At 33.8% G+C, this 26581-nt stretch carries 29 protein-coding genes, 1 pseudogene and 1 riboswitch; of the genes and pseudogenes, 28 read left to right on the top strand and 2 right to left on the bottom strand.

Going from position 1 to position 26581, the window contains the following annotated elements:
• The first annotated feature begins 5 nt into the window (after positions 1–5).
• Both BMZ74_RS09405 and rhmD read left to right on the top strand, forming a co-directional pair.
• Entirely contained in the window at positions 6–914 is a 909-nt protein-coding gene (locus BMZ74_RS09405; RefSeq protein WP_089861993.1) for a dihydrodipicolinate synthase family protein, read from the top strand.
• The gene (rhmD, locus tag BMZ74_RS09400; protein WP_089861992.1) at positions 914–2095 is read left to right on the top strand and encodes an L-rhamnonate dehydratase; all 1182 of its coding nucleotides are present in this window, start codon (positions 914–916) and stop codon (positions 2093–2095) included. Before BMZ74_RS09405 ends, rhmD begins: the two co-directional genes overlap by 1 nt.
• 81 nt (positions 2096–2176) lie before the next feature.
• On the opposite strand, the gene BMZ74_RS09395 is transcribed toward rhmD, so the two are convergent.
• Together BMZ74_RS09395 and BMZ74_RS09390 are read right to left on the bottom strand one after the other, a co-directional pair.
• On the bottom strand, positions 2177–3019 hold the full coding sequence (locus BMZ74_RS09395; protein WP_089861991.1) for a bifunctional 5,10-methylenetetrahydrofolate dehydrogenase/5,10-methenyltetrahydrofolate cyclohydrolase: 843 nt from the start codon (positions 3017–3019) through the stop codon (positions 2177–2179).
• A gap of 39 nt (positions 3020–3058) precedes the next feature.
• Positions 3059–3658 carry a cyclodeaminase/cyclohydrolase family protein gene (locus tag BMZ74_RS09390; RefSeq protein ID WP_089861990.1) on the bottom strand — a complete coding sequence of 200 codons (600 nt, stop codon included), beginning with the start codon at positions 3656–3658 and terminating at the stop codon, positions 3059–3061.
• A 230-nt stretch (positions 3659–3888) separates the two neighbouring features.
• On the opposite strand from BMZ74_RS09390, the gene cobC reads away from it, so the two are divergent.
• The 26 genes and pseudogenes from cobC to BMZ74_RS09265 form a co-directional block, all read left to right on the top strand.
• Entirely contained in the window at positions 3889–4515 is a 627-nt protein-coding gene (gene cobC, locus BMZ74_RS09385) for an alpha-ribazole phosphatase (protein WP_089861989.1), read from the top strand.
• A gap of 73 nt (positions 4516–4588) precedes the next feature.
• Positions 4589–4732: riboswitch (cobalamin riboswitch) on the top strand.
• A gap of 173 nt (positions 4733–4905) precedes the next feature.
• Positions 4906–6513 (top strand): cobyric acid synthase, encoded by a 1608-nt coding sequence (locus tag BMZ74_RS09380; RefSeq protein WP_089861988.1) that lies wholly within the window; start codon positions 4906–4908, stop codon positions 6511–6513.
• Between the two features lie 23 nt (positions 6514–6536).
• Positions 6537–8075 carry a cobyric acid synthase gene (locus BMZ74_RS09375; RefSeq protein WP_089861987.1) on the top strand — a complete coding sequence of 513 codons (1539 nt, stop codon included), beginning with the start codon at positions 6537–6539 and terminating at the stop codon, positions 8073–8075.
• A gap of 10 nt (positions 8076–8085) precedes the next feature.
• Positions 8086–8598 carry a cob(I)yrinic acid a,c-diamide adenosyltransferase gene (locus BMZ74_RS09370; RefSeq protein WP_089861986.1) on the top strand — a complete coding sequence of 171 codons (513 nt, stop codon included), beginning with the start codon at positions 8086–8088 and terminating at the stop codon, positions 8596–8598.
• Between the two features lie 23 nt (positions 8599–8621).
• Complete coding sequence (locus BMZ74_RS09365; protein WP_245750863.1) at positions 8622–9248, top strand: precorrin-8X methylmutase; 627 nt, start codon at positions 8622–8624, stop codon at positions 9246–9248.
• 1 nt (position 9249) lies between these two features.
• Positions 9250–10518: a cobalt-precorrin-5B (C(1))-methyltransferase CbiD gene (cbiD, locus tag BMZ74_RS09360; protein WP_177181413.1), complete on the top strand. Its 1269-nt coding sequence runs from the start codon at positions 9250–9252 to the stop codon at positions 10516–10518.
• Positions 10519–10544: 26 nt separating this feature from the next.
• The gene (gene cbiE, locus BMZ74_RS09355; RefSeq protein WP_089861984.1) at positions 10545–11198 is read left to right on the top strand and encodes a precorrin-6y C5,15-methyltransferase (decarboxylating) subunit CbiE; all 654 of its coding nucleotides are present in this window, start codon (positions 10545–10547) and stop codon (positions 11196–11198) included.
• Positions 11191–11781 (top strand): precorrin-6Y C5,15-methyltransferase (decarboxylating) subunit CbiT, encoded by a 591-nt coding sequence (cbiT, locus tag BMZ74_RS09350; protein WP_089861983.1) that lies wholly within the window; start codon positions 11191–11193, stop codon positions 11779–11781. Before cbiE ends, cbiT begins: the two co-directional genes overlap by 8 nt.
• A gap of 2 nt (positions 11782–11783) precedes the next feature.
• Positions 11784–12491, top strand: a complete 708-nt coding sequence (cobI, locus tag BMZ74_RS09345) for a precorrin-2 C(20)-methyltransferase (RefSeq protein WP_177181412.1) — start codon at positions 11784–11786, stop codon at positions 12489–12491.
• A gap of 12 nt (positions 12492–12503) precedes the next feature.
• A pseudogene (cobM, locus tag BMZ74_RS14840) lies at positions 12504–13256 on the top strand (precorrin-4 C(11)-methyltransferase); the annotation flags it as partial.
• 9 nt (positions 13257–13265) lie between these two features.
• Positions 13266–14048: a sirohydrochlorin cobaltochelatase gene (locus BMZ74_RS14835; protein WP_425432341.1), complete on the top strand. Its 783-nt coding sequence runs from the start codon at positions 13266–13268 to the stop codon at positions 14046–14048.
• A gap of 88 nt (positions 14049–14136) precedes the next feature.
• Complete coding sequence (locus BMZ74_RS09335; RefSeq protein ID WP_089861980.1) at positions 14137–14922, top strand: DUF4198 domain-containing protein; 786 nt, start codon at positions 14137–14139, stop codon at positions 14920–14922.
• A gap of 67 nt (positions 14923–14989) precedes the next feature.
• The gene (gene cbiM / locus BMZ74_RS09330) at positions 14990–15604 is read left to right on the top strand and encodes a cobalt transporter CbiM (protein ID WP_089861979.1); all 615 of its coding nucleotides are present in this window, start codon (positions 14990–14992) and stop codon (positions 15602–15604) included.
• Positions 15597–16205, top strand: coding sequence for a hypothetical protein (locus tag BMZ74_RS09325; RefSeq protein ID WP_089861978.1), 609 nt, complete (start codon positions 15597–15599; stop codon positions 16203–16205). The genes cbiM and BMZ74_RS09325 overlap by 8 nt, the downstream gene beginning before the upstream one ends.
• Before the next feature lie 35 nt (positions 16206–16240).
• Positions 16241–16981, top strand: coding sequence for a precorrin-3B C(17)-methyltransferase (cobJ, locus tag BMZ74_RS09320; protein WP_089861977.1), 741 nt, complete (start codon positions 16241–16243; stop codon positions 16979–16981).
• Positions 16978–17763, top strand: coding sequence for a precorrin-6A reductase (cobK, locus tag BMZ74_RS09315; protein ID WP_089861976.1), 786 nt, complete (start codon positions 16978–16980; stop codon positions 17761–17763). Before cobJ ends, cobK begins: the two co-directional genes overlap by 4 nt.
• Before the next feature lie 31 nt (positions 17764–17794).
• Positions 17795–18976 carry a cobalt-precorrin 5A hydrolase gene (locus BMZ74_RS09310; protein ID WP_089861975.1) on the top strand — a complete coding sequence of 394 codons (1182 nt, stop codon included), beginning with the start codon at positions 17795–17797 and terminating at the stop codon, positions 18974–18976.
• Entirely contained in the window at positions 18945–20366 is a 1422-nt protein-coding gene (locus tag BMZ74_RS09305) for a cobyrinic acid a,c-diamide synthase CobB (RefSeq protein WP_089861974.1), read from the top strand. Before BMZ74_RS09310 ends, BMZ74_RS09305 begins: the two co-directional genes overlap by 32 nt.
• On the top strand, positions 20366–21331 hold the full coding sequence (cbiB, locus tag BMZ74_RS09300; RefSeq protein ID WP_089861973.1) for an adenosylcobinamide-phosphate synthase CbiB: 966 nt from the start codon (positions 20366–20368) through the stop codon (positions 21329–21331). The genes BMZ74_RS09305 and cbiB overlap by 1 nt, the downstream gene beginning before the upstream one ends.
• Before the next feature lie 83 nt (positions 21332–21414).
• The gene (locus BMZ74_RS09295) at positions 21415–22413 is read left to right on the top strand and encodes a GHMP family kinase ATP-binding protein (protein ID WP_089861972.1); all 999 of its coding nucleotides are present in this window, start codon (positions 21415–21417) and stop codon (positions 22411–22413) included.
• The gene (cobD, locus tag BMZ74_RS09290; RefSeq protein WP_089861971.1) at positions 22373–23464 is read left to right on the top strand and encodes a threonine-phosphate decarboxylase CobD; all 1092 of its coding nucleotides are present in this window, start codon (positions 22373–22375) and stop codon (positions 23462–23464) included. Before BMZ74_RS09295 ends, cobD begins: the two co-directional genes overlap by 41 nt.
• 49 nt (positions 23465–23513) lie before the next feature.
• On the top strand, positions 23514–24110 hold the full coding sequence (gene cobU, locus BMZ74_RS09285; RefSeq protein ID WP_089861970.1) for a bifunctional adenosylcobinamide kinase/adenosylcobinamide-phosphate guanylyltransferase: 597 nt from the start codon (positions 23514–23516) through the stop codon (positions 24108–24110).
• Positions 24107–24862 carry an adenosylcobinamide-GDP ribazoletransferase gene (cobS, locus tag BMZ74_RS09280; protein ID WP_089861969.1) on the top strand — a complete coding sequence of 252 codons (756 nt, stop codon included), beginning with the start codon at positions 24107–24109 and terminating at the stop codon, positions 24860–24862. Before cobU ends, cobS begins: the two co-directional genes overlap by 4 nt.
• Positions 24863–24888: 26 nt before the next feature.
• Entirely contained in the window at positions 24889–25407 is a 519-nt protein-coding gene (locus BMZ74_RS09275; RefSeq protein WP_089861968.1) for an ECF transporter S component, read from the top strand.
• Positions 25400–26149 (top strand): AIR synthase related protein, encoded by a 750-nt coding sequence (locus tag BMZ74_RS09270; protein WP_089861967.1) that lies wholly within the window; start codon positions 25400–25402, stop codon positions 26147–26149. Before BMZ74_RS09275 ends, BMZ74_RS09270 begins: the two co-directional genes overlap by 8 nt.
• Before the next feature lie 217 nt (positions 26150–26366).
• Positions 26367–26581 (top strand): transposase family protein (locus BMZ74_RS09265; protein WP_177181383.1); only part of this gene is annotated, 215 nt, incomplete at its 3' end.

The following is a 26581-nucleotide window of genomic DNA, read 5'->3' as shown; positions in this document are numbered from 1 at the left end:
ATAATATGATTTCACTCAAAGGTGTCTTTCCACCAGTTATTACATTATTTAATTCAAAAGGTGAGGTTGATATAGCAGCTAACAAAAAAATGGCTGATTATTTGATTGAATCAGGTGTTGCTGGAATAACTTATCTCGGTACTACTGGGGAGTTTGGTAGCTTAACTTTAGAAGAGAAAAAATTATTTATCAAGGAAATTAGTGAATATATTGCAGGTCGAGTTAAAGTTTTAGTTGGTATTGGTGATACATGTCTGGCAAATACGTTGGAGCTGCTTTCTTATCTAAGTAATTTGCCGGTAGATGCAGTATTATTAGTAAATACATATTTTAGTGTTTACTCTAAAGAGGCAGTTATTAATTATTTTCAGACTGTAGATCAGCAGTCTGAATTGCCAATAATTATTTATAATTTCCCTTCACTAACAGGCTTCAATTTTACTAAATATGTAGTTAGAGAAATTTTAAAAACAACTGAGCAAGTAATTGGAATAAAAGATACAATTGCTGATTTAGATCATATAAGAGCTTTACTAGAATTAAAAAAAGAGTTTGATTATTTTCATGTATTTGCTGCTTTTGAAAATCAAATGTTAGCTGCACTTACATTTGGGGTTGATGGTTTTATTAATGCTACTGCTAATTTTGCTCCCGAAATAACAGTAAAGTTATATAATGCATATAATAAAGAAAATAATTTTAATCAAGCAGAAGATCTTTATAAAAAAGCTTGTTCTTTAATGGAATTTTATAAAGTATCTCAACCTTTATTTCTTGCTTGTAAAGAAGTAGTTTATCAAACTATTTTTACTGAACAATTATTTGGAGAGAGAGTTCCGTCAATAGCTTTAACTGAAAAACAAAAAAGTTCTATTACAGAATTGATTAAAAAATTGAATCTAGGTGAAATTTAATGAGTTTAATGGGGAAAAAAATTGTAGATTTAAGGGTATATGTAGTAGGTGAAGGTGGAGCAGATTATCATGATCAATCAGAAGACCACTGGATTGTAGGACAAGTTTCGACACCAATGAGTATTTATCCCGAATATAAAGCAAGTAGACTAAGTTTTGGGATTAATATTTTAAAAACACTTATAGTTGAGATAGAAGCTGATGATGGTACGGTTGGATTTGGAATTACAACTGGAGGAATACCAGCTGCCTGGATTGTTAAAAATCATTTAAAAAGATTTATAATAGGCCAGGATGTTAGTAATATAGAACTAATGTGGGATCAGATGTATAAAAGCACTATTTTTTATGGGAGAAAAGGAATAGTCTTAAATGCTATTTCTGCTGTAGATCTAGCTTTATGGGATTTATTAGGTAGGCTGCGGCAGGAGCCAGTTTATGCAATGCTGGGGGTGAAAGTTAGAAATGAACTTGATTTTTACGCAACTGGACCCCGACCTGACCTGGCTAAAGAAATGGGGTTTATTGGAGGTAAAATGGCGCTACCATATGGGCCAGCAGATAGTTTACCTGGTCTGAATAAAAATAGAGAAATTGCTGCTAAAATGAGAGCAAGCTGTGGCAAGGAATTTATGTTAATGTGGGATTGCTGGATGTCTCTTGATCTCCCTTACGCAGAAAAATTAATGAAAGACGCAGCTGAATTTGATTTTTACTGGTTGGAAGAATGTTTTAATCCTGATGATTATTGGTCATATAAAAAATTAAAAGCAAGAGCTGCAGAGGGAATGCTGATTACTGGTGGAGAACATGAAGCTACTCGTTATGGATTTCGTGCTCTTATAGAAAATTGTGAACTTGATATTATTCAACCAGATATTGGTTGGTGTGGCGGTTTAACCGAATTGATTAAAATTGGAAATTTAGCAGATGCTAATTCTAAAATGATTATTCCTCATGGTAGTGGTCCTTATAGTCATCATTATGTAACTACAAAAACCAATTCTCCTTTTACTGAATATATTATGATGGCACCTCAGGCTGATCAAGTAATACCACAATATTATCCCTTGCTTAAAAATGAACCTATTCCAGTTAACGGAAAACTTGTTGTCCCAGATTTGCCTGGCTTTGGAGTTGAGCTTAATCGAGATGAGATAGTGTTAACAGAATATGAATAAATATTATAAGAGCAGCTTGGTTATAAAAAATTAGACAAGCTGCTCTTAACTTTTTTAGTTAAATAAAAGACAATTGTAGAACTACTTATTATTTAAATTAATATTTTTAAATGCTTTAACAATATTTCTCATTAAAACTTGATTAGTAACTGTGCCAACTCCACCTGGTACAGGAGTAATCTTGCTGACTTTTCTACTTGCATTTAGATAATCAACATCTCCAACCAGTTTACCCTGGACAAAATTAGTACCAACATCTATTACAATTGAGTTAGAAGACAGCATTTCTGCTGTAATTAAAGCAGCTTTCCCGGCGGCAGCTATTATAATTTCAGCAGCTTTAATTTCAGCAGCTAAATTCTTGGTTTTAGAATGACAAATTGTAACAGTTGCATCTGCTTGCTGTAATAACATAGCTATTGGTTTTCCAACAATATTGCTGCGCCCAATTACTGCTGCTTTTTTACCGGTGACTTTAATTCCATAATAATTAATTATTTCCAGACAAGCTTCTGCAGTACATGGTTTTAAACCAGAAAGACCTGTGAAAAGTTTACCTAGAGATGCTGAGGTAATTCCTTCTACATCTTTACTGGGGCTAATTAATTCTAAACTATTTTTTAAATTATCTGTTAAAGGTTGTTGAATCATAATTGCTGATATCTCAGGGTCTAGATTAGCAGTTCGAATTCTTTGTTTAAAACCATCAGGATTTTTATTGAATTGTTCATAACTGAAATTAATTCCAACCTCTTGACAATTCTTTTCAATTCTATTGGCGTAAGTTTTACTTGCCTGATCATTACCATATTGTAAAACCAATAAATTGGGTTGTTTAGATAATGTTTTTTTTATTTGCTGTAATTCAGCCTGAACTGCCGCTTTAATTTTAGCAGCGACAGGTTTTCCATTTAGTTCTTGCATTATCTTTTCTCCTTTATAAAATATTTATCTGGCTAGTCATCAGTATATTTTTTGTTCGGCTAATTCAATTATTTCAGTCTTTAAATTAGAACTTTTTGTTTTCAATTTACTACATTCCTGTTTAACATTATTAATATAATCTATTTTTTTGACATTTTTAAGATTAATTTTAACATTAGCAATTGCACTATTAACAGCTGCATCTCCCAAATAGGCAGCTACTTCAAAATCACTTGCTAAGAGCTGATTGCCGATTTCACTAATTTCTAGAGTTAATCTCATTAATCTAACTGCTTTCTTACTCATAGTAAGAGAAAACTCAACTGCACTCTGGCAGACTTTTTCCAATTCAGCCTGATTTGAACTTTTATATTTTGCTAAGATATCCTGTAAAATTTGGGCATCTTGATCCATCATTTTTAACATTTCTAGTTTTAGTTCTTCGCTTTCTGCCAGAATTTCTTGAGCTTCAATTTCTACAGCAGCATATTTTTCTTTACCAATAGTTAAATTAGCAATAAAACTAATTAAAGCGGCATTAATTGCTCCAGTTAAAGCAGCAGCACTTCCTCCCCCTGGAATAGAATTTTTAGAACTTAAATCACTTAAAAACTCAGCAATAGTACTTTTATCGTACATAGATAATCAAGCTCCCTTCTAAACTAAATATAATTTAAATCTACTCCTAAATTGAAAAATTATGTTGAAGATTCATATTTAAATTATATAAGATGTAAAGAGTGATAACAAGCTCCTTCTGGTAGTCAGCAAAAGTTTATTTCTTGCTTCATATAATTAAAACAGTTATAATTAGTTTAGTTATTTATAAGTCTTAATCTTATAAGTGAGTTTAAAAAGGAGTTTTTTAGATGACAACAGAATTAATTTTGATTAGACATGGTGAAACTGACTGGAATAAAAAATCTCTTATTCAGGGACAAACAGATATAGAACTTAATCAGACAGGATATCATCAGGCAGAGTTATTAGGTGCTTGTCTTAAAAAAATAGATTTTAATTATGACTTGATTTATAGTAGTGATCTTAGTCGAGCTCGTGCAACTGCTAGCACTACTTTTGGTAATAAAACTGATGTAATCGAAAGTTCTGCTCTCAGAGAAATTGATTTTGGTAATTGGGAAGGCGACAATTTTAATGAAATAGAAAGTAAATATCCAGATCTATATTTAAATTGGCAAAAAAACCCAGCAATTTACAATCCTCCTGGAGGAGAGAACTTAACTCAATTTAGTCAGCGAGTTGGCGATTATTTAACTGAAATTATTGAAAAAAATCAGGAGCAAAAGTTAATTGTTGTTACTCATGGTGGTGTGGTAAAGATTGCCTTAAGTATTTTCCTTAAAGTTGATCTTAAGCGTTTCTGGCAATTTGAAGTCGATAATACTTCAGTAACAATAATTAAATTTTATGAAAAAACTCCTATTTTAAGTAAATTAAATTTGATTTTAGCCAGACCAGCTCAAAATTTAAATTAAAAAGCAGGATATTAAATTAGCAGCTTGAATAATATATAATAAAGCAATTATGATTTTTCGATATTAAAAAAATAATATAGTGATATGAATAGGTGCCTTTAGCTATGGCTTTAGGAGAATAGGGAATCAGGTTAAAAGCCTGAACGGGCCCGCCACTGTAACTGTTTAACTTTGCTTAACCAGGAGTCAGGAGACCTGCCTATTTATGTTTCCTACAGGATCTTCGGCAGCAGGAATAGGTAGGTAGTTATTGATTTTAAATAGTTATTTTTTTATTTATTAACTAAATTTAAAATACAATTTAATTGAATTTCCTATCCCAACCGAATTGGTTGGGATTTTAGTTTTTAAAAGAGTTTAAAATTATTATGATAATTAAGGAGTAGGATAATGTACAGACAGGCAAAAACATTAATGATTCAGGGAACAGCATCTGATACAGGTAAAAGTTTTATTGTAACAGGTCTCTGCCGCCTTTTAGCTAATCAAGGTATTGATGTAGTTCCTTTTAAAGCCTGGAATATGTCGTTAAATTCTGCTATAACAACTACTGGTGCTGAAATTGGATTTGCCCAATTTTTACAGGCACAGGCTGCTTATAAAACCGCTACAGCAGATATGCAGCCAGTTTTATTGAAACCACTTGGAATTGGTAAATGTCAGCTTATTTTACAGGGAGAAGTAGTTTTTACAGGTCCTTATCAGGTAATCAAAAAAGATTATCAAAGCCAGATGCAAAGAGTAATTCAGCAGTCTTTGAGTAACTTGATTTCTCAACATCAATTTGTAATTCTGGAAGGTGCAGGTAGTCCGGTTGAATTAAATCGGCAGGGACCAGATCTGGCCAATATGTATACAGCTCTGCTTAATCAAACTCCGGTTGTTTTAGCATCTAGTATTGAGCAGGGCGGTAGCCTGGCAGCTTTGGTTGGAACTATAAAACTTTTCAGGCCAGCAGAAAGAGAATTGGTTAAAGGATTATTGATCAATAAATTTAGAGGAGATTATAATATCCTGGAGCCAGCTCTAGATTTTCTGAGTAACTATACTAAAAAACCAATGCTAGGAGTTTTGCCTTATTTTAAAAAAATTAATTTACCAGAAGAAGATTCGGCTTCGCTCAAATTTCGATCCAAAACTAGTTTAAATAAAACTAATAAAAATAATTTAATTAAGATTGCTGTCTTAAAATTACCTCAGCTAGCTAATTTTACTGATTTTAAAGCACTAGAATTAGAAAATCATGTTGAACTAAGCTATTTGACTGCTCAGGCTGATTTGGCTGGCTATGATTTAATTATAATTCCGGGGAGTAAAACAACCATGGCTGACTTAAATTATTTAAAAAGCAGTGGTTTAGCTGAGCAAATTAAATTAGCAGTTGCCCAGGGGAAGATGGTAATTGGTATTTGTGGTGGCTATCAGATGCTTGGTCAAAAAATAATTGACCAAGCTGGAACAGAGAGTGAGCTCAGCGAAATTGCAGGGTTGGGACTGCTGCCTATTAAAACAGAATTTTATACTAATAAAACTACACAGCAGGTAAAAGCAGTACTTAATCCAGTTTTAGCAGAATCCCAATCATCTTTTTTAAAAGAATTATCCACAGCAGAATTATCCGGTTATGAAATTCATCAGGGGCAGACTACTTATCTAACTAAAAGAACAGCTCATCTATTTGAACTTCAGCCAATAGAAAGCAGTAAATCTTGTAATAAAATCATTAAGGATGGTGCAGTTAATACAGCAGGAAACTGTCTAGGCACTTATCTGCATGATTTATTTAGTAATGACAGTTTTCGGAGTAAATTATTAACTTTTCTCTGGCAGAAAAAAACTAAGCTTAAAATTTCTTCGAACAATTCTTATCAGGCTGATTTTAAAGCTGCCAGATTTAGCTTATCTTATCAGCAAGAGCTAGAAAGAAATTTTGATTTGTTGGCAGCTGGTCTGGCAGAAAAATTAAACTTTGAAATTATTGGCTTAAAATTAAATTGATTTAGAAAGGGCAGAAATTTATTATGACAAAAACAATTATGTTTCAGGGCACAGCTTCTGAAGTTGGTAAAAGCATTTTAGCTGCTGCATGTTGTCGTTTTTTTGCCAGGCAGGGTTATAAAGTAACACCTTTTAAAGCTCAGAACATGTCACTCAATTCTTATATTTGTGCAGATGGTAGTGAGGTAGCTATGGCTCAGGCAGTTCAGGCAGCAGCAGCTCAGGTAAAACCAACTGTTCAAATGAGTCCTATTTTATTAAAGCCAAATGCTGATGATGATTCTCAAGTGATTTTGCTAGGAAAAATTTATAAAAATATGCAGGCAGATCAATATTTTTCTGAACATAATTTTTTTCTAAAAGTAGTGAAGCAGGCTCTGATTGAATTAAGTGAAAACTTTGATTTAATAGTACTCGAAGGCGGAGGCAGTCCAGCTGAAATTAATTTAAAAAACAAAGATTTAGTTAATATGAAGTCAGCAGAATTAGCAAATGCACCAGTTATTCTGATAGCAGATATTGATAAAGGCGGTATTTTTGCAGCTGTTATTGGTACCTTTGAATTGTTAACAGAAAAAGAACGTAAACGAATTAAAGGAATTATTATTAATAAATTTCGCGGTGATCCAGCGGATTTTGCCGATGGAGTTAAAATAATTGAAGCTAGAACAGGAAAAAAAGTTTTGGGTGTAATGCCCTACTTAAAAGAACTTTCTCTACCAGCTGAAAATAGTCTAACTACCAGAGTATTTAAGCAATCTGAACATCAGCTTGATCTAGTAGTTATTGCCTATCCTCAGCTGGCTAATTTTACTGATTTTGATTACTTTAAGTTTATGCCAGGAATAAGCTTAAGATTCATTAGTTCAGCTGCAGAATTTGGTCAGCCTGATTTAATTATTCTGCCGGGCAGCAAAACTACAATTAAATCACTTAACTTTCTTTATCAAACTGGGTTGGCCGATTTGATTTGTCAGGCGGCTAAAGCAGGTAAAATGATAATTGGTATTTGTGCTGGTTATCAAATGCTGGGTAAAGAAATTAGCGATCCAGATCAGCAAGAATCAGTGATCAAGCAGCAGACTGGTTTAAACTTACTACCTTTAAGGACAGAATTAAGTTCAGAAAAAATAACAAGTCAGGTGCAGGCTTTTGATCTGGGGAATTTACCATTTAGTAAAGCTGATCAATTTACAAAATTAACTGCTTATGAAATTCATCAGGGGCGCAGTACTTTAAGCAAAGAGAGTAAACAATTATTTAAAATTAAAAGATTTAAATCTACTGCTAAATCTTTAGCTGACAATAAAAAAGCCTATCTTTCTGGCGCCATAAATAAAGCAGGCAATGTCTGGGGAACTTATTTACATGATATTTTTAGGAATGATGAATTCCGCAGTGCTTTGATTAATTATTTGCGTTTAAAAAAAGGTTTAAAACCACTGCCAAATATAGAGTCGGCTGATTTTTTAAGAGAAAAAAACTATAATTATCTGGCTGATAAATTTAGCCAGTATCTTGATTTAGATTTGTTAAATAAAATTATTAATAAAGAAGTATAGGAGGATTTTAATGCGGGGAATGATTCAAGTATATACAGGAAATGGCAAAGGGAAAACTACTGCTGCTCTAGGTCTTGCTCTGCGGGCTGCCGGAGCTGGTAAGCAGATATTTATTGCTCAATTTTTAAAGCAAGGTGATTACAGCGAAGTAAAAGCTCTAGCAAAATTATCATCAATAAAAATCAGTCAATTTGGCCAGCCAGACTTTATTAAAAGATCAGCTACAGAAGCTGATCGATTAGCTGTAAGAGCAGGCTTAGAAACTGTAAAAAAAGTTTTAACTGCTGGGGAGTATGATCTGGTTATTCTTGATGAAGCTAATATAGCAATTAACTATAATTTTTTTACAGTAGAAGATTTAATTTCTATCCTGGAACTACGTCAAACTAAGGTAGAGGTTATAATTACTGGGCGAGGAGCAGAAGTTAAGTTAATCGAATATGCTGACTTAGTTACTGAAATGCAGGCGGTTAAACATTATTATCAGCAGGGAATAACTGCCCGGCTGGGAATAGAAAAATAATTTTCAAAAAGGACTGAATAATTATGGAAATAGAAGTAAATAATCCAACTGCAATCGAAGAAAAAAGTATGCAGATTATAGCTGGTGCTCTGGATAAGCTTGACTGTACTGCTGAAGAATTAATTACAATAAAAAGAGTTGTACATGCAACTGCAGAACCAGAGCTTGCCCGGCAAGTACGATTTTCACCTGATGCAGTAAACAGGGCAAAGAATCTACTCCGGCAAGGTGCAGATATAATTACTGATGTTTCAATGCTACAGGCTGGAATTAACAAAGTTAAATTAGCTGAATATGGAGGTCAGGTCAAATGTTTTATTGCTGATTCTGAAGTTCGCAGTCAGGCAGAAAAAACAGGTTTAACTCGTTCAATTATGGCAATGAGAAAAGCAATAAAGCTTAAGCAACCTAAAATCTTTGCTATTGGTAATGCGCCAACCGCTCTATTTGAATTAATTAGACTTTATCAATTAGAAAATCAAGCAATTGATTTTCTAATTGGAACTCCTGTTGGATTTGTTGGAGCAGCTGAATCGAAAGCTGAACTTAACAAACAGGATTTTCCATTTATTACTTTGCTGGGCAGACGTGGTGGTAGTGCAGTAGCAGCTGCAATTGTTAATTCGCTGCTTTATCAGCTGGCTGATTAAAGTGAAATTAAATAAATATATTAAAAAAAACGGTAAAGAATATCGACTTGGTTTTACAACTGGAAGTGCAGCAGCTGCAGCTGCTAAGGCTGCTGTTCAAATTTTATTTAAACAGCAAGAAATAAAAGAAGTAGAATTATTGACTCCAGCTGGAATTAAACTTAAGCTTGAGCCAGCTAATATTAATTTTAATAAAAATTCAGCCAGTGTTACAATCACAAAAGATGCTGGTGATGATCCTGATGTAACCGATAAAATTGCAATTATAGCAACAGCAGAACTTCTTAGCCAAAAAGAATTAACAGATGAAATTATTTTCGAAAAATATTTTCTTGATTCTGCTTCTCGAAATTTTACTAATAAGAATAAGTCAGCCTGGCTGGCTGATCTTTTAAAAGCAACAATTTGTTTTGCTGAAGTTGGAGAGCCTGACAAGAAGAATAATGCTTTTCTGACGGCTGGAAGAGGAATAGGCAGAGTTAGTCGGCCCGGGTTAAAACTCAAACCAGGTCAGGTAGCTATTAATCCTATTCCTAGATTAATGATCAAAAAAGCAGTTCAGTCTGTACTTCCTCCTGCAAAAACAATTAAAGTTACTATTTCAGTACCAGCTGGGAAAAAAGTTGCTCAAAAAACATTTAATTCAAAATTAGGAATCCTGGCAGGAATTTCTTTATTGGGGACTACTGGAATTGTTGAACCAATGTCTGAATCAGCTTACCGGGAATCATTAAGTCTAGAATTGAGACAAGCAGCTGCAGAAGGAATACATAAATTTGTGTTAGTTTTTGGTAATCATGGTAAAGAATTAGCTTTAAAAATGGGTTATGTTGAAGACCAGATTATCAGGATGAGCAATTTTGTTGGCTATTTACTTGATCACTGTCAAGGACTTGCAATTAGTGAAATATTAATGATTGGACATGTTGGGAAAATAATTAAAGTTGCGGCAGGTATTTTTAATACTCACAGTAAAGTGGCTGATGCCAGACGAGAAATAATTGCTGCTTATGCAGCTTTAGCAGGAGCAGACCAGGAGTTAATTATTGAACTTTTTAATAAAGATACTGCTGAATTAGCAGCTCTTTATTTAAAAGAGCAGGGGCTGATCTCTAAAGTTTTACAACCAGCAGCAGTAGAAATTGCTAAGCGAGTTCAGGCTAGGTTGGCAGCAGTAGAAGTAGATGCAGATGTTAAGGCAGCTATCTTTACTTTTGCAGATGGCATAGTTGCAGTTTCTGAACCGTTTGATAATTTTAACTGCTGTTAATTAAGATAAGAAAAGGGTGAGTTAGTTTGGCAGAAAACAAAGTATTTATTATCGGAATTGGTCCTGGCAAGACAGAATACTTGACTTTAAAAGCTGATTCTTTAATTAGACAGGCTGATGTCTTAATTGGTGGTCAGCGGGCACTACAGCTTTTTGCTGATTTAGGACAAACGAAAATAACAATTAAAGCTGACTTACTAAAAGTAAAGAAATATATTATGGCTAATTATCAGCAGAAAAAAATAGCAGTACTTGTTTCAGGTGATCCTGGGTTTTACAGTATTGCCAACTATCTCAAACGTGAGTTGGGTTCAGATTTATTTACCATTATTCCAGGAATTAGTTCTTTTCAACTGGCAGCAGCTCGATTAAAAATAGATTGGGCAGGACTAAAAATAATTAGTTTACATGGCAAAGATAATCGCAGCAGGTTGTTGAATGCTTTACCTGAACAGCTACCGATTGCTTTGTTAACAGACCAAAAAAATTCAGCTGATCAGCTGGCAAAGTTTCTATTAGAGTCTGGTTATCCAGATCTTTACTGTTATGTTTTAGAAAATCTTTCTTATCCAGATGAAAGAATTATTTCTGGTAGTTTAAATAGAATAGCAAGCCAAAGTTTTGCTGATTTGACAATTGTTGTGCTTGCTAAAACAAAGTTGGTGTTTGAAAATGACTAGTTGGAATTACAACACTCCTGGAATTGAAGATCAATTTTTTTATCGAGATCAAGTACCGATGACTAAATCAGAAATAAGAGCATTAATAATATCAAAATTAAAACTAAAGTCTGGTCAAATTATTTATGATATTGGAGCAGGCTCAGGAAGTGTTAGTATAGAAACTGCTTTACAGGTAAAAGATGGCCTAGTTTATGCAGTTGAAAAAGAGAAACAAGCCTGTCAGGTAATTGAAAAAAATATCGAACGTTTTAAGGTTAATAATATTAAATTAATCCAGGGAACTGCTCCGGAAGCTTTAAATACTCTAGAAGCAGCAGATAGAATTTTTATTGGTGGAAGTAGTGGAAAACTGGCAGAAATTTTAACTCTTTCTTTAAAAAAACTTAAAGCAGGTGGAATTATTTTACTATCAGCAATTACTTTAAATACTTTAACTGAGGTGGCTAGTTATTTTAATAATGGCTCAGAAGAAGTTGAGGTCTGGAGTATTAATATAAATTATACTCAAAAAATTAAAGACTATAAATTATTTAAAGCTTTAAATCAAATATTTTTGATTAGAATTACAGAGGGGGGATAACTGTGCTGGCAAAATTATATGGAGTTGGAGTTGGTCCCGGTAAAACAGAATTTTTAACTTTAAAAGCAGTAAAAACACTCCAGCAGGTAGATTATATTTTAACCCCAACTGCTGGTGAAAATAAAAATAGCACTGCTCTTCTGGTTGTTAAAGAAATTATTACAGAGCAGCAGCAGATTAAACTTCTAAATTTTAAAATGTCAAAATCAGTCCATATTCAGCAGCAGGTTAGAAAAAAAGCAGCAGCAGAAATTTATCATTTACTTAGTCAGGGAAAAAGCTGTGCTTTTATTACAATAGGTGATCCCTTGTTTTATAGTACTTTTAATTATTTAGTTGAACTAATTAAAAGTAGAGATCCAGAACTTCTTGTTGAAACAATACCAGGTATTACAGCAATTTCTGCCTGTACAGCTGCTAATAATTTACCTCTGGCAGCAGGAAAAGAAAACACAGCAATTTTGTCTAAGGTTAAAAATAAAAAACAACTTTCAGCTGTATTTAAACTATTTGAAACAGTAGTTATTTTAAAATTATCACAGAATTTTAAACAAACCTATCAATTTTTAAGTCAGGCAGAATTTAATTATCAGCTTTTATTAGGCAGTAGAGTTGGATTAGCTGAAGAATTTTTTAGTCAGAATCTGTCAGAAATAGCAGCTGGAGAAATTCAATATTTATCATTATTAATTATTAAAAAAATAAGTTAAAAGGAGTTAGATATGAAGGTATATTTTATTGGAGCTGGTCCTGGTGATCCTGAATTAATTACTGTTAAAGGGAAAAAAAGGCTAGAAAAAGCAGGGATAATTATTTATGCTGGTTCATTGGTTAATCCTGCTTTATTAGATTATAATCCAGCAGCAGAAGTTTATAATAGTGCTGAGTTAACTTTGAATGAGATATTTAAAATAATTAAACAGGCAGTTCAGCAGGGAATTGATGTTGTACGTCTGCAGACAGGTGATCCGTCTCTTTATGGTGCTTTAAAAGAACAGCTTGATCTTCTAATTAAAAATGAAATCCCTTTTGAAATAATCCCGGGAGTTAGCTCATTTTTAGCTGCAGCTGCTGTGCTGGCAAGAGAATATACTTTGCCAGAACTAAGCCAGACTGTAATTTTGACCCGCCAGGCAGGAAGAACTGCAGTTCCTGAACGGGAAAAGTTAGCAGATTTAGCTGCTCATCGGGCATCTATGGCGATCTTTTTAAGTGTTCAGCTAATCGATCAAGTAGTAAAAAATTTACATAATCATTATCCTCTCACAACTCCAACTGCAGTTGTATCCCGGGCCAGCTGGCCTGATCAGGAAATAATTCGCGGCACACTAGCTAATATAGTAGAAAAAGTCACTGCTGCTGGCATAAAGAAAACAGCTTTAATTTTAGTTGGAGAATTTTTAGCCAATAATTCCCCTAACTCTAAATTATATGCCGCTAATTTTAGCCATGAATATCGCCAGCCAACTGCAGAAAAAAAGGCGATTTTAGTTGTTAGTTTTGGAACAAGTTATGCACAGACAAGAACTAAAACGATAGCAGCCTGTGAAAAAAGAATTGCGGCAGCTTATCCAGACTATCAGGTTAAGCGAGCTTTTACTTCTGAGATGATTATTAATAAGCTTAAAGCTAGAGATAAAATAGAAATTGATAATCCTGAACAAGCTTTAAATAAACTTTATAGAGCTGGTTATCAGGAAATAATTGTGCAGCCGCTGCATATTATTAATGGTAGTGAATTTCATGATCTAGCTAGAGCAGTTAATAACTATCAGCATAAATTTAGAAAAATAAAATTAGGTCAGGCCCTTTTAACCACAACTAATGATTATTTTGAACTAGCTGAAATTATAAAAAATAAAATTAATTTAGCCCCAGGAGAAGCAGCGATTTTAATGGGGCATGGTAGTGAACATCCAGCTAATTCAGTTTATAGTGCTTTTGATTATGTTTTAAAAGATAAAATAGCAGCTAATTATCATGTGGCAACTGTTGAAGCTTATCCTGCACTGACAGATGTTCTGCCTAAATTAAAATTTTCTGCTAAACAAAAAATATCTAAAGTGAAATTAATTCCATTAATGCTAGTAGCTGGTGATCATGTTCAAAATGATATGGCTGGAGAAGGTCCTGATAGTTGGATAAATATTGTTCAGCAGAATGGTTTTGAGGTTGAATGTTATTTAACTGGTCTGGGAGAATACGAAGCAGTTCAAAAAAAATATTTAGCTAAAGTTGCTGCTTTAATTACTGAAACAGTAGAGTGATTATAATTTTAAAATATTTTGCTTTAAGTTGTTTTAATTAATTTTAGATACTTAATATTTTATAAAATTTAATTTAGGAAGTGTTAAAATGATTAATAAAAAATTACTTGTTTTATTTCTGATTTTTACTGTGAGCTTAATGCTTACTTATCCAGCAGCAGCACATTTTCAGCTGATTTTACCAAGTGATGACACAATTGATAGGACTGAGTCAGCTGAGCTTAGCTTACAGCTTATTTTTACTCATCCTATGGCAGCAGGGCCAACTATGGAAATGAAAAAACCAGTTAGATTTGGAGTTGTAAATCGAGGAAAAACTACTGATCTCTTGTCAACACTTAAAGCAGCTAAATTTAAGGGCAAACAGATTTGGCAGGCTAGTTATCAGACTAAAGCTCCTGGTGATTATGTTTTTTATCTGGAACCAGCTCCTTATTTCGAAAGTTCTGAAGATAAATATATAACCCAATTCACTAAAATAGTAGTCAATAAAATGGGAATGCCTACTGATTGGGATAGCGAACTTGGTCTGCCAGCCGAAATTATACCTCTTACCCGTCCATATGGACTCTGGACCGGAAATAGTTTTCGGGGGATAGTTAAACGAAATGGTAAAGTAGTTCCTGATGCAGAAATAGAAATTGAATATCTAAATACAGCTTCTTTTAGTGACCTAAATGATAATTCACTTAATTTGCCAGCCCCAGTATTTGAAAATCAAGTAGTTAAAACTGATCAAAATGGTGTCTTTGTTTATACTATTCCCAGGGCTGGTTGGTGGGGCTTTTCAGCTTTGTTAACTGGAGATAAAGTTAAGAATAAAGATCATGAAGTAGGAGCAATTATCTGGGTTAAAGCTTATAATTTTGACTAATTTATAATTTAATTATGCAAATTTACTTATGGAGAACACTTATTTTTAGCAAAAGGAGAGAATTTAGATGCATATTTCAGAGGGAGTTCTTGCAGCTCCAGTACTTATAACAGGAGCAGCTGTGACAGCAGCTGGAGTTGCAATTGGTTTAAAGAAAATGGACGAAGCAGATATTCCTAAAACTGCTTTGGTAGCTGCTGTTTTATTTGTAGCTTCTTTAATTCATGTTCCGCTTGGTCCAACTAGTGTTCATCTTATTTTAAATGGTCTGGCTGGTATTTTATTGGGATGGGAAGTATTCCCGGCTTTTTTAGTAGCTCTTTTTTTGCAGAGTATTTTATTTCAATTTGGAGGTCTAACAACATTGGGAGTTAATACACTTAATGTAGGGTTACCAGCAGTTTTAGTTTATTATCTTTTTAATTTTTTACAGCTGAGAAAAAATAGTTTTTTAGAAACTGTTCTAGCCTTTGCTAGTGGAGGACTGGCTGTTTTTTTAACAGCATTAATGGTAGCTGCCTCTTTAATGTTTACCGATCAGTCATTTCAGGAAATAGCGAAAATAACAATATTAGCCCATTTACCTGTGATTATAATTGAAGCAGTTATTACCGCTGTAATTATTTCTTTTATTAAAAAAGTTAAACCTGAAGTACTAGCAGGAGGAGAAAATAATGAATAAAAATAAATTCTATAGTTTCTTTACTATTTTATTATTAATAGTAGTTTTAAGTTTTTGTTTTTCTACAGCTGTTTTAGCACATCGAGTTATTTTGTATGCTTATGTAGAAGGCTCAAATTTAGAAATTGAAGCAGGTTTTAGTGATGGTTCACCGGCTCGTTTAGCAAAATTAGAAATTTATGATAAGCAGGATAATTTACTGGCTACAGGTGAAACAAATGAAGCAGGACTAGCTGAAGTTGCTATTCCTGCTCGTACAGACTTAAAAATCATTTTAAAAGCAGGAATGGGTCATCAGGCAGAATATCAAATTAATGAATCAGAAATAGCAAAAGATTTTAAACAGCCTGCTGATCAGACTTTAGATAATCAAAACTCAGCAGTTATAGGCTCCAGCAATGAATTGAGTAAAGCAGAATTAAGAGAGATTGTTGCTGAAGAAGTTTCCCGGGAAGTAAAGCCTTTGCGCAAGCAAATCGCTAAATTAATTACTGAGCAAGAAAAACCAGGAATAAGTGAAATATTGGGAGGAATCGGATATATAATTGGTTTGATGGGAGTGGCACTTTATTTTATAAGCCGAAAAAGATCAGAATCATAATAAAAGCTAAACTAAGTTTTAATTAAGGTGATAAAATGAATTTAACAAGTGATTTATATATTGTTGGAATTGGTCCGGGAAATTTAAAACAGCTTAGTAGAGAAGCTTATGCAATTCTACAAGAAGTTGAGGTAATTGTTGGTTATCAAAGATATCTGGATTTAATTACTGAATTGATTTCAAATCAACAGCTTTACAGCAGTGGCATGAGAGCAGAAAAAGATCGTTTACAAAAGGCAATATCTTTTGCCAGATCTGGGAAAAAGACAGCCATTATTAGCAGTGGTGATGCTGGTGTTTATGGAATGGCTGGTCCAGTTTTAGAATATATAAACCAGCAAAAGTTAGAACTTAAAGTAGAAGTAATTCCAGGAATAACAGCAGCTAATGCAGCAGCAGCTCTGTTGGGAGCACCATTAATGCATGATTATGCAGTGATTAGTTTAAGTGATATTTTAACTTCCTGGACGCTAATAAAAAAGAGGCTGCAGGCTGCAGCTGGAGCAGATTTAATTACAGTCTTATATAATCCTCGCAGCAGTAGACGTCAGAGTCAGTTAGTTACAGCTCAAAAAATTTTTTTAAAGGTTAGATCAGAAAAAACACCGGTTGGAATTGTTCGTAATGCAGGGCGGCAGCAGCAAGAAATAATTATTACTAATCTGCAGGAAATACCAGTACAAAAAGTTGATATGCTGACAACTGTAATAATTGGCAATTCGCAGACTTACTGTCAAAATGATCAGCTAGTTACGCCCCGGGGTTATCAGTTATGATCTGGATTATCGGTGGGACCAGAGATAGTTATCAGCTTTTGGAAGTGTTAGTTAAGGAACAAGAGCAGCTAATCGTTACTGTAACAACTAATTATGGGAAAAAATTAATCAAAGCTAAATTCGAAGTACCTGTTTTACAAAAAAAGCTGAATAAAGCAGCAATGCTGACTTTAATTAATAAATATAAGATTCGAGAAATTATTGATTTAAGTCATCCCTTTGCAGCACAAGTTTCACAAAATGCAATTGCTGCTGCTAAAAAAGCAGGGATTATTTATTTGCGTTATCAAAGACCAAAATTAGATTTAGCTAATTTTGCTGGTGAAAATATTATACAGGTTAATTCTTATCAGAAGGCAGCAGAAAAGGCCCGACAATTTAAAAAGATTTTTTTGACTATAGGTTCACACTATCTACCCTTATTTGCCGAGCAGTTAAAGGAGCAAGAACAGCGTTTAATTGCTCGAGTTTTACCTGATCCAGTTTATTTAGCAGAAATAATTGGACTTGGAATTAGTCGTAAAAATATAATTGCTGTTCAAGGACCATTTAGTAGAGAATTTAATCGGGTTATGTTTCAAGAATATGAGGCTGATGTTGTTATTAGTAAGGCCAGTGGTAAAATAGGAGGACTACAGAGTAAATTAGAAGCAGCAGCTGATTTAAAACTGCCAGTAATAGTTATTCAAAGACCGGAACTACCTTATCCAAAGTTATTTAACAAATTAACTGAATTATTGGCTTATCACAAACAGCTTAAAATTTCCAGAAATTATTTTTAGCTGGGCTGACTTAACCAGGAAGGAGTTTAAGATGACAGAAAATCAGCAGATAAAGTCTAATCAATCAGTTTGTTCAAAAAATAAGCTAGCTGTAATTGCTTTAACCAGTAATGGAATTAAGCTAAGTCAGAGACTGCAGACTGACTTAGCCGGCATAGATCTCTATCTGCCGGCTAAGTTGAAGTCAGAATTACAATTAGGGGACGAGAAAATAAAAGTAATTTACTTTAAATCTCTAAGAAAATTGATTGGTAAAATTTTCAAGTCTTATCAGGGTTTAGTTTTTATAATGGCGCTTGGAATAGTAGTCCGGATCATTGCTAGCCAGCTAGCTGATAAAAGAACTGATCCGGCGGTAGTGACTATTGATGAAAGTGCCTGTAATGTGATTAGCACTCTTTCTGGTCATTTAGGAGGAGCTAATCAGCTAACTCTTAAGTTAGCAAACTTGCTGAATGCTAACCCAGTTATCACAACTGCTACTGATTGTCAGGGACGAAAAGCTTTTGAAATATTGGCTCGTGATTTAAACTTGACAATTAAACCAGCAGCAAATTTAACTGCAGCTAATGCAGCCTTAGTTAATAAAAAACCATTAAAATTATTTAGCGATCAGCGTTTAAGCACAAGATTGGCTGACTATTTGTTAGCACAAAATTTGCCTCCTGTTGAAGTGCAAAACAAAGTTGCTATTAAACAGAAGTTAGAGCTAGCAGATCAGTCAGCTTATTTTGCAGTAATAATTTCTAATCAGATTTTAAAACTTAATGCTTGTCAGCTTCAATTAATTCCGCATAATATTATAGTTGGTATTGGCTGTCGGCAGGGCATAAAATCAGCTGAAATTGATGCTGCAGTAAAAACCGTATTTGCTGAATTAAATTTATCAATTTTAAGCATAAAAAAGTTGGCCAGCATTGAAATTAAAAAAACAGAAACTGGCTTGTTAAATTATGCAGTTAAGCATGATTTTAGTCTGGATTTTATCGCTTTGAGTAAGATTAAAGAAAAAATATCTGAGCTACAAATAAAAAAATCAGCTTTTGTAGAAAAAATAATTGGAGTTGGAGCGGCAGCTAGTCCAGCTGCAATTTTAACAGCTAATTCTACCGGAAAACTGCTGCTTGATAAAGCGGTTATTGGCAAAATTACGATTTCAGTAGTTGAGGAGGAAATTAATTATGAAGCAGAACCGTCTTGTAATCGCTGGTAGTAGAAGTGGGGTTGGCAAAACAACTATTAGTTTGGGGTTAATGGCTGTGTTTAGCCAGCAGGGACTTCAGGTTCAGCCTTATAAAGTAGGACCAGATTATATTGATCCTGGTTTTCATACCCTTATCACTGGTAATAAATCATATAATCTAGATAGTTATTTCTTAGGTGGAACCGGGGTCCAGCAGCTTTTTATGCAGAGTAGCAAACAGGCTGATCTGGCAATAATTGAAGGAGTAATGGGGCTTTATGATGGGAAAGGCTCAGCCGCAGCCAGTAGTACAGCAGAAATAGCTAAATTGTTAGCTGCTCCGGTAATTTTGGTAATCGATGCTGCTAAAATCGCTCAGAGTGCTGCAGCAGTTGTTTATGGTTATCAGCATTATGATCCGGAAGTTGATCTGCAGGGAGTTATCATTAATAATGTAAGCAGTAAACATCATTATCAATTATTAAAAACAGCTTTACTAAATAGGTTAGCAGGAGTTAAAGTACTGGGATATCTTCCTAAAAATTTAGAACTTAAATTGGCCGAACGTCATCTTGGTTTAGTACCAGTTCAGGAAAGCATTCAGCTTAAAGAATTTAGTCAGCAGTTAAAAAAATATTTAAATAATTATCTTGATTTAGCTGCTATTTTAGAACTAGCTGAATCTGTTGAAGAATTAGTTATTAACTGCTCAGCCAATACTAAAACAATCGAGAAACCTGTTAATTTAGCTGCTTTTCCTAATCGTGCTAAACAACAACTTGCTCTTAGAATAGGAATTGCCTATGATCAAGCATTTAATTTTTATTATCAATTTAATTTTGATTTGCTCAGAAAAGCAGGTGCAGAGTTAGTTTTTTTTAGCCCTCTGCATGATAAAAAATTGCCAGAAGTAGCAGCAGTTTATTTAGGAGGCGGTTTTCCAGAAAGTTTTCTCCCAGATCTAGCTGCTAATCAAGAATTCAAAGTAGATTTTATTCGCCAAGTTAAGGCTGGTTTACCTCTTTATGCAGAATGTGGTGGGTTAATGTATCTGGCTAATTCAGTTATTAATTTAAAAGGTGAAAGTTATCCAATGACAGCAATTTTGGATGCTGAGGTAGTAATGACTGATCGTCTGCAGGCAATGGGCTATCGAGAAGTTACTGCTCAACAGGATAGTTTATTATTTAAAACTGGTCAGCAGGCCAGGGGACACCTCTTTCATTACTCTAAATTAAAAAGAGTCGCTTCTAATCTCACAGCTAGCTATTTAACTAAAAAAGGTAATCTGGGTTATCAACCGCAGCCAAATGTTCTTTGCAGTTATCTTCACCTTCATTTTGCCAGTAATCCAGAACTGATCAAAAATTTACTGGAACAGGCCAGCAAATATCAAATTTATCAGGAGCGGAATAATTGATGATGAAATTTTATTTGTTAATAGTTGCTATTTTAATTGACTTTTTAATCGCTGATCCAGTCTGGTTACCTCATCCTGTAGTAGGAATGGGTTATTTAATTACTAATTTAGAAAAACTGCTGCGTAAATTTACCAAAACTGCTTTTTCTGAAAAAATTGCTGGTGGATTACTTACTCTGATTGTTGTTAGTAGCAGTTATTGCGCTGTTAGTTTTTTACTTAAATTTAGTGCAACCTTTAATTTTATCTTATTTGTAATTATAAGAATTTATTTCCTCCAATCAGTAATTGCTGTTAGAGGGCTGATTAAAGCAGGTCAGCGAGTGGGACAGGCTTTAAAAAAAGATAATTTAAATCTGGCTAGACATGAAGTGAATAAAATTGTGGGACGTGACTGTAGTCAGTCTGATCAGGCAGATATTTTACGGGCAGCAGTCGAGAGTCTGGCTGAAAATACGTCTGATGGAATAATAGCACCTCTCTTTTTTTATATAATTGGTGGAATACCATTAGCTTTAGCCTATAAAGCAATTAATACTCTTGATTCTATGATTGCTTATAAAAGTAAGCGTTATCTAAATTTTGGCCGCCTAGCAGCCTATCTTGATGATTTAGCTAATTATCTGCCAGCTCGATTAACAGGAGGTCTATTTATCATAGCAGCTTTTCTATTAAACTATAATTATCAAGCTGCTCTAAAAATTATTGGCCGGGATGCAGCTAAACATCCTAGCCCTAATGCAGGTTATCCAGAAGCAGCAGCAGCTGGAGCTCTTGGGCTTCAATTTGGTGGTTTAAACTACTATGGAGGTCAGGCTAACTTTCGTAGTTATCTTGGTGATAAAACAAAAGAATTTACTTGTACTGATTTAAATAAAATGATTAAATTAATCTATATGACTACCTTAATTTTTATTACCTTCAGTTTTGCCTATTTTTATTTAGTCAGCTTATTATTAAATTAACTTATAATTAATAGCTTTAAATTTTTTGATTTATAAGCTATTTCAACTAACTTAGTTAATGAGCAAAAGAAAGGAAGAAGCAGATGCAGGTACAATTATTATCGCAGGAACAAATCAAAGATTTGGATCAGGTTACAGTTAGAGTGCCAGGCAGCTGTGGTGAGTTAATTCAGGGCGAACTAGCAGGTCAAAATTTTTTGCTTTCCTGCCCGATTAATCTTTATAGTAAAGTTAAAGTAAATAAAACTTTTGATTCAGCAGAGCTTAGTTTAAGTAAAAAAAGTTTAGCAGAGGGAAATAAGGCTTCAGCACTGGAATTAAGCAAACAAGCAGCTCAGCTTTTATTGGCTGAATTTGGATTATCTGAGCAAGGATATCAAATAACAATTAATTCAGAATTACTAGTTGGGGAAGGTATGGCTAGTTCAACTGCTGATATTACTGCTGTGCTAGCTGCTTTATCCATTTTTTTAACAGGAGAAATTTCATTTGATCTGTTAGCTAAAATTGCAGTTAAACTTGAGCCAACCGATAGTGTTTTTTTATCTAAGTTAACTTTATTTAATCATTTAACAGGTCAGCGCAGATTGAAATTGGGAACAGCTCCTTCAGCTGATTTGTTAATCTTTCGAGAACTCGGTCAGATTAACTCTCGCACTTTTAATCAGGCCAAAAATCTCGTTCAGCTCAGGGCTGCCAAAAAAAAACAGGTAAAGAGAGCTCTTACTTTAATTAAACAGGGAATAGAGCAGCAAAATCTCAATCTAATCGGTCAGGGAAGTACTTTAAGTAGTCAGGCACATCAAATGATTCTACCTAAAAGATCATTTCAATTCTTCCAGCGACGAGCAGCTGCTGAAACTGAAATTTATGGAGTTGTCACCGCTCACAGTGGAACTTTAATCGCTTTGCTGGTCAGAGAAGATTATCCAGAGACTAAATTGGCTAAGCTAATAAAAGATTTAAAGCAGCAGCAGCTGGGAGTTCAATTTTGGCGCAGAACTAAATTTATCTCAGGTGGTATAGAAAGGAAGCGATATAATGCAGATTCAACATGGTGGCAATATACATCAGATAGCTAAACAAGATGGACTTAAGCCAGAAGAAATAATTGATTTTAGTGCTAATTTAAATTTTTTAGGTCCTCCTCCTTTGATTTGTGAAAAAATTAGAGAAAAAACAGCTATGATTCAGTATTATCCAGAAGCAAACTCGACATATCTTAAATCTTTAATTGCAGAAGATCATCAGCTGCAAGCAGCTCAAGTTTTAGTTGGCAATGGGGCAGCAGATTTGATTTATCAGCTCTTAACAGTTTTGTCACCCAGAAAAGTTTTAATTGTAGAACCGACATTTTCTGAATATGAAGCTGCAGCTAATAGTTGTGGAGCAGATATTAAACATTTTTATTTAAATCCAGCTGCTAATTTTGAACTTGATTTAGAACAACTAATTAGTTATTTTAAAGAGATTGATTTACTCTTTATCTGTAATCCAAATAATCCAACTAGTCAGCTCTGGCAGAGTGAAAATTTGCAGACAGTTTTAGCTGCTGCAGCAGCTGAAGATATTTATTTAGTAATTGATGAAGCTTTTAATGATTTTCTAGCTGAACCAGAAGAAAATTCTCTGCTTAGATATTTGGCTGAATATAAAAATTTATTTATTTTAAAATCACTAACTAAATTATATGCAATTCCTGGTTTGAGATTGGGCTATTTACTGGGAACAGCAGAATTATTAACAAAAATATCAGCAGCACGTGACCTCTGGACAGTTAATTATTTTGCTCAACTGGCAGGAGAAATTATTTTTAAACGCCCAACTGAAATTAAAAATTATCTGGCAGAAAGCAGGAAAAAGTTAGCTGATTACCGGCAGCAGTTTTATCAAGCTTTAAAAAAATTTAAACAGCTTAAAGTTTATCAACCTGCAGCCAACTTTATTTTCCTTAAACTTGAATCTACAGATCACTCTGTAATTGAATTACAGCAAAAATTAGCGGCAAATGGTATTTTAATCAGAAATTGTAGTAATTTTCCAGGGCTTAATAAGAATTATTTCAGGTTAGCAGTTAGATCGAAATCAGAAAATGAAATATTAATAGCAAAATTAAATAAATTATTGAGTTGATTTTTATTTGTTTTGTTTAATTTTAAAGTAGCAGTTAGGAGGTCAAATAATGAAGACAATTTTGATTTTAGGAGGAGCCAGAAGTGGTAAAAGCAGTTTTGCAGAATTAATTGCTAATCAGTTAGCAGCTGAAAAAGTTATCTATCTGGCAACAGGAGTGGCAGTAGATTCTGCTATGGTTAATCGGATAAAATTGCATCAACAGCGACGTCCTGAAAATTGGCAAACTATTGAAGAAGCTTATGCAGTTAGTAATAAATTAGCTGAACTTAGTTCAGGAAGCACAGTTTTACTTGATTGTTTAACAACATATTTAAGTAACTTAATGCTGGCTAATGAACAGCTTTCTTACTATGATTTAGAAAATAAATTACTAAATGAAGTCAAAGCACTGCTCAATACAGCAGCTGACCGCCTTAACTTAATAATTGTTCAAAATCAGGTTGGAAATGGAATAGTCCCTGCCAGCAAAATGGGACGAGATTTTAGGGATATTTCTGGCAGAGCAGCACGATTATGTGCTAAGGCAGCGGCTGAAGTATTTTTGGTTCAAGCTGGTTTGCCCATGGAAATTAAGGCTAGAGGTCTGGAGATTATCAGCCAGTATAGCAATGACTCTACCCAGGCAGAGGTTGAGGTTTTGTGATAAAATTTATCAATGATTTTTTTAATACAGCTACTTTTTTAACGAGGTTACCACTGCCTGTTATTTATCCAGCTCGTTTAAGAGTAAGTTTTTTCCCACTAGTGGGTATTCTATTGGGATTGATTACTTATCTTTTAGCACTTACCTTACAATTCTTTTTCCCAATTAAGATAGCAGCAGTTTTAATTTTAATTATATATATATTTCTTACTGGTGGACTTCATTTAGATGGATTTGGAGATTTTTTAGATGGATTTTTTGCTAATCGTGCCCAAAAAGAAACAATAGCAATTATGCACGATTCTAATACGGGTATTTTTGCTGTAGTCGGTTTAATTTTATTATTGTTATTAAAGTTCTTACTTTTTGAGCAACTTATTTTACAGGGAAAGTTAGAAATTTTGCTAATTATGCCAGTACTAGCTCGTTTTGTTTTAACCTTAATGGTAGCTAGAGCCAAAGTTGCTGCAGAAAGTATAATGGCAGCAGCTCTTCATAAAAATTTCACAGCTAAAGAATTGCGACTTTCACTTATAATTACTATCATTTTTTTAGTTATTTTTGTATTAACTTTTAGCTATTTTTTAATTGAATTATTTTTTTTGGCAGTAGCCCTTAGTTTATCTCTACTGCTAGTTTATCTGCTGGAAAAATGGGCTGTTAAAAAAGCAGGAGGAATTACAGGAGATATTTATGGTACTTTAGTTGAATTAAGTGAACTGCTGATTTTATTTACAGCTTTAATGACTTAAATATATTTAAAAAGGAGAATTTTAAAATGCCTGAATTAAATTTTAATCAGCAAATAAAACCTGTTAGAAATAATCTAACAAAAACAGCTTTTTTGAGCAGGGTTGCAGTTTTGCTTGCCCTTTCTCTGGTGGGATCTTATCTAAAGCTTCCCAGCCCGATAGGCAGTATAGCACTTGACTCTCTAGCAGGCTATTTAGGAGTTATTATTATAGGACCGGGAGTAGGTGCTTTAATTTTGGCATTAGGCCATCTGTTTTCAGCTCTAGGAGGGGGCTTTGTTCTGGGACCATTTCATTTTTTAATTGCTCTATTGATGGCTTTTTGTGGCTTTATTTTCAGCTTACTTTTAAAATATAATGTTTTTTTAGCTGTAGTAGTAACAGCTTTTTGCAATGGAGTACTTGCTATAGCTATCCTGATTCCTTTTTTTGGTTTAGGATTTTTTACTGCTTTAACTTTAAGCCTGACTGCAGCAGCGATAGTTAATTTATTGCTGGCAGTTGTAATTAGCAATTTTTTAAGAGAGAAGATTAATAATGCTTGAACAGCGAGATATTTCTTTAATTAAAATTGATTCAGTTAATAGTCTGGTAATTGCCTGTGATTCAGCTGCAGCAATTGGAGAAAAACCAGCTGATAAACTTAAAATATCAAACTATGTTTTGGGACAGCAGACAGTAAAAGTTGCTTTAATGGAAGTACTAGCAGTTGGAGCGGAACCGATCGCTGTAATTGATACTTTAAATGTAGAGTTAAATCCTGCTGGTCGCAAAATTATTGCTGGAATTAAAGCTGTTTTAGCAGAACTTGGACTATCAAAATTAATTAACGGTAGTACAGAAGAGAATATGGAAACTATCCAGACTGGGATTGGAATAACCGTAATTGGTCAAATTAAAAATGTTAAATTGGCAGAAATTAAATCAACTGCAGGGCTATTAGTAGTAGCAGTAGGATTACCTAAAGTAGGAAAAGAAGTTTTACAGTCTGCTGATCAAGTTATTCAGCTTAAACAGCTGCTTGAACTAAAAAAATTAGTTTATGTTAAAGAAATTTTGCCGGTTGGTTCAGCTGGTATTTTGGCAGAAGCAAAAAAGCTGGCCCGGGGTAATGAACTAGAATTAAAACTGCTGCCAGAAGTAAGTAAAAAAATTGATTTAGAAAAATCAGCTGGGCCTGTAACAACGGTTCTGCTGACCTTACCAGCTGATTATTTTGAGCAGCTACTTAGCAAAGTTAATTTACCGATTACAAAAATTGCTTATCTGGATAAGTTGGCTGATTAGTTTTGCAGACTTTTCGGCTTTGTAATATAATTGTTAATAGTAGTTAGTTAAGTAATACGGTAAGATGTCAAGAGAAAAAAAGAAAATAATGGTTGTATAATTAATGTTGTGAAGAAAAAACTGTAAATCTAAAAATATCTAAATAAAAAAGGCATTTGCCTGGCTCCGTTGAATTAAATAGTTACAACACCAAAAATTCAATAAAGGAGTCAAGCAAATGCATAATAATCTTATCACAGATTTAATGGATTTACCAGACCTAGTTGCAACAGATTTAATTAAAACGGAGGAATATTTAGTTTTTGTAGCTGACTATAAAATAGATCATGTTAAATGTCCTGTCTGCGGCAAAAAAGCAGAAAAGATTCATGATAGAAAAACTCAAATGATTCAGGATACTTCTCTTCGAGATAAAAAAACAGTTATTAGACT

It is taken from the genome of Halanaerobium salsuginis, assembly GCF_900114545.1.
In the GTDB taxonomy this organism is placed as follows: domain Bacteria; phylum Bacillota; class Halanaerobiia; order Halanaerobiales; family Halanaerobiaceae; genus Halanaerobium; species Halanaerobium salsuginis.
Note: the sequence above shows the minus strand (reverse complement) of the source record. Positions and strands in the feature narration are given on the sequence as shown.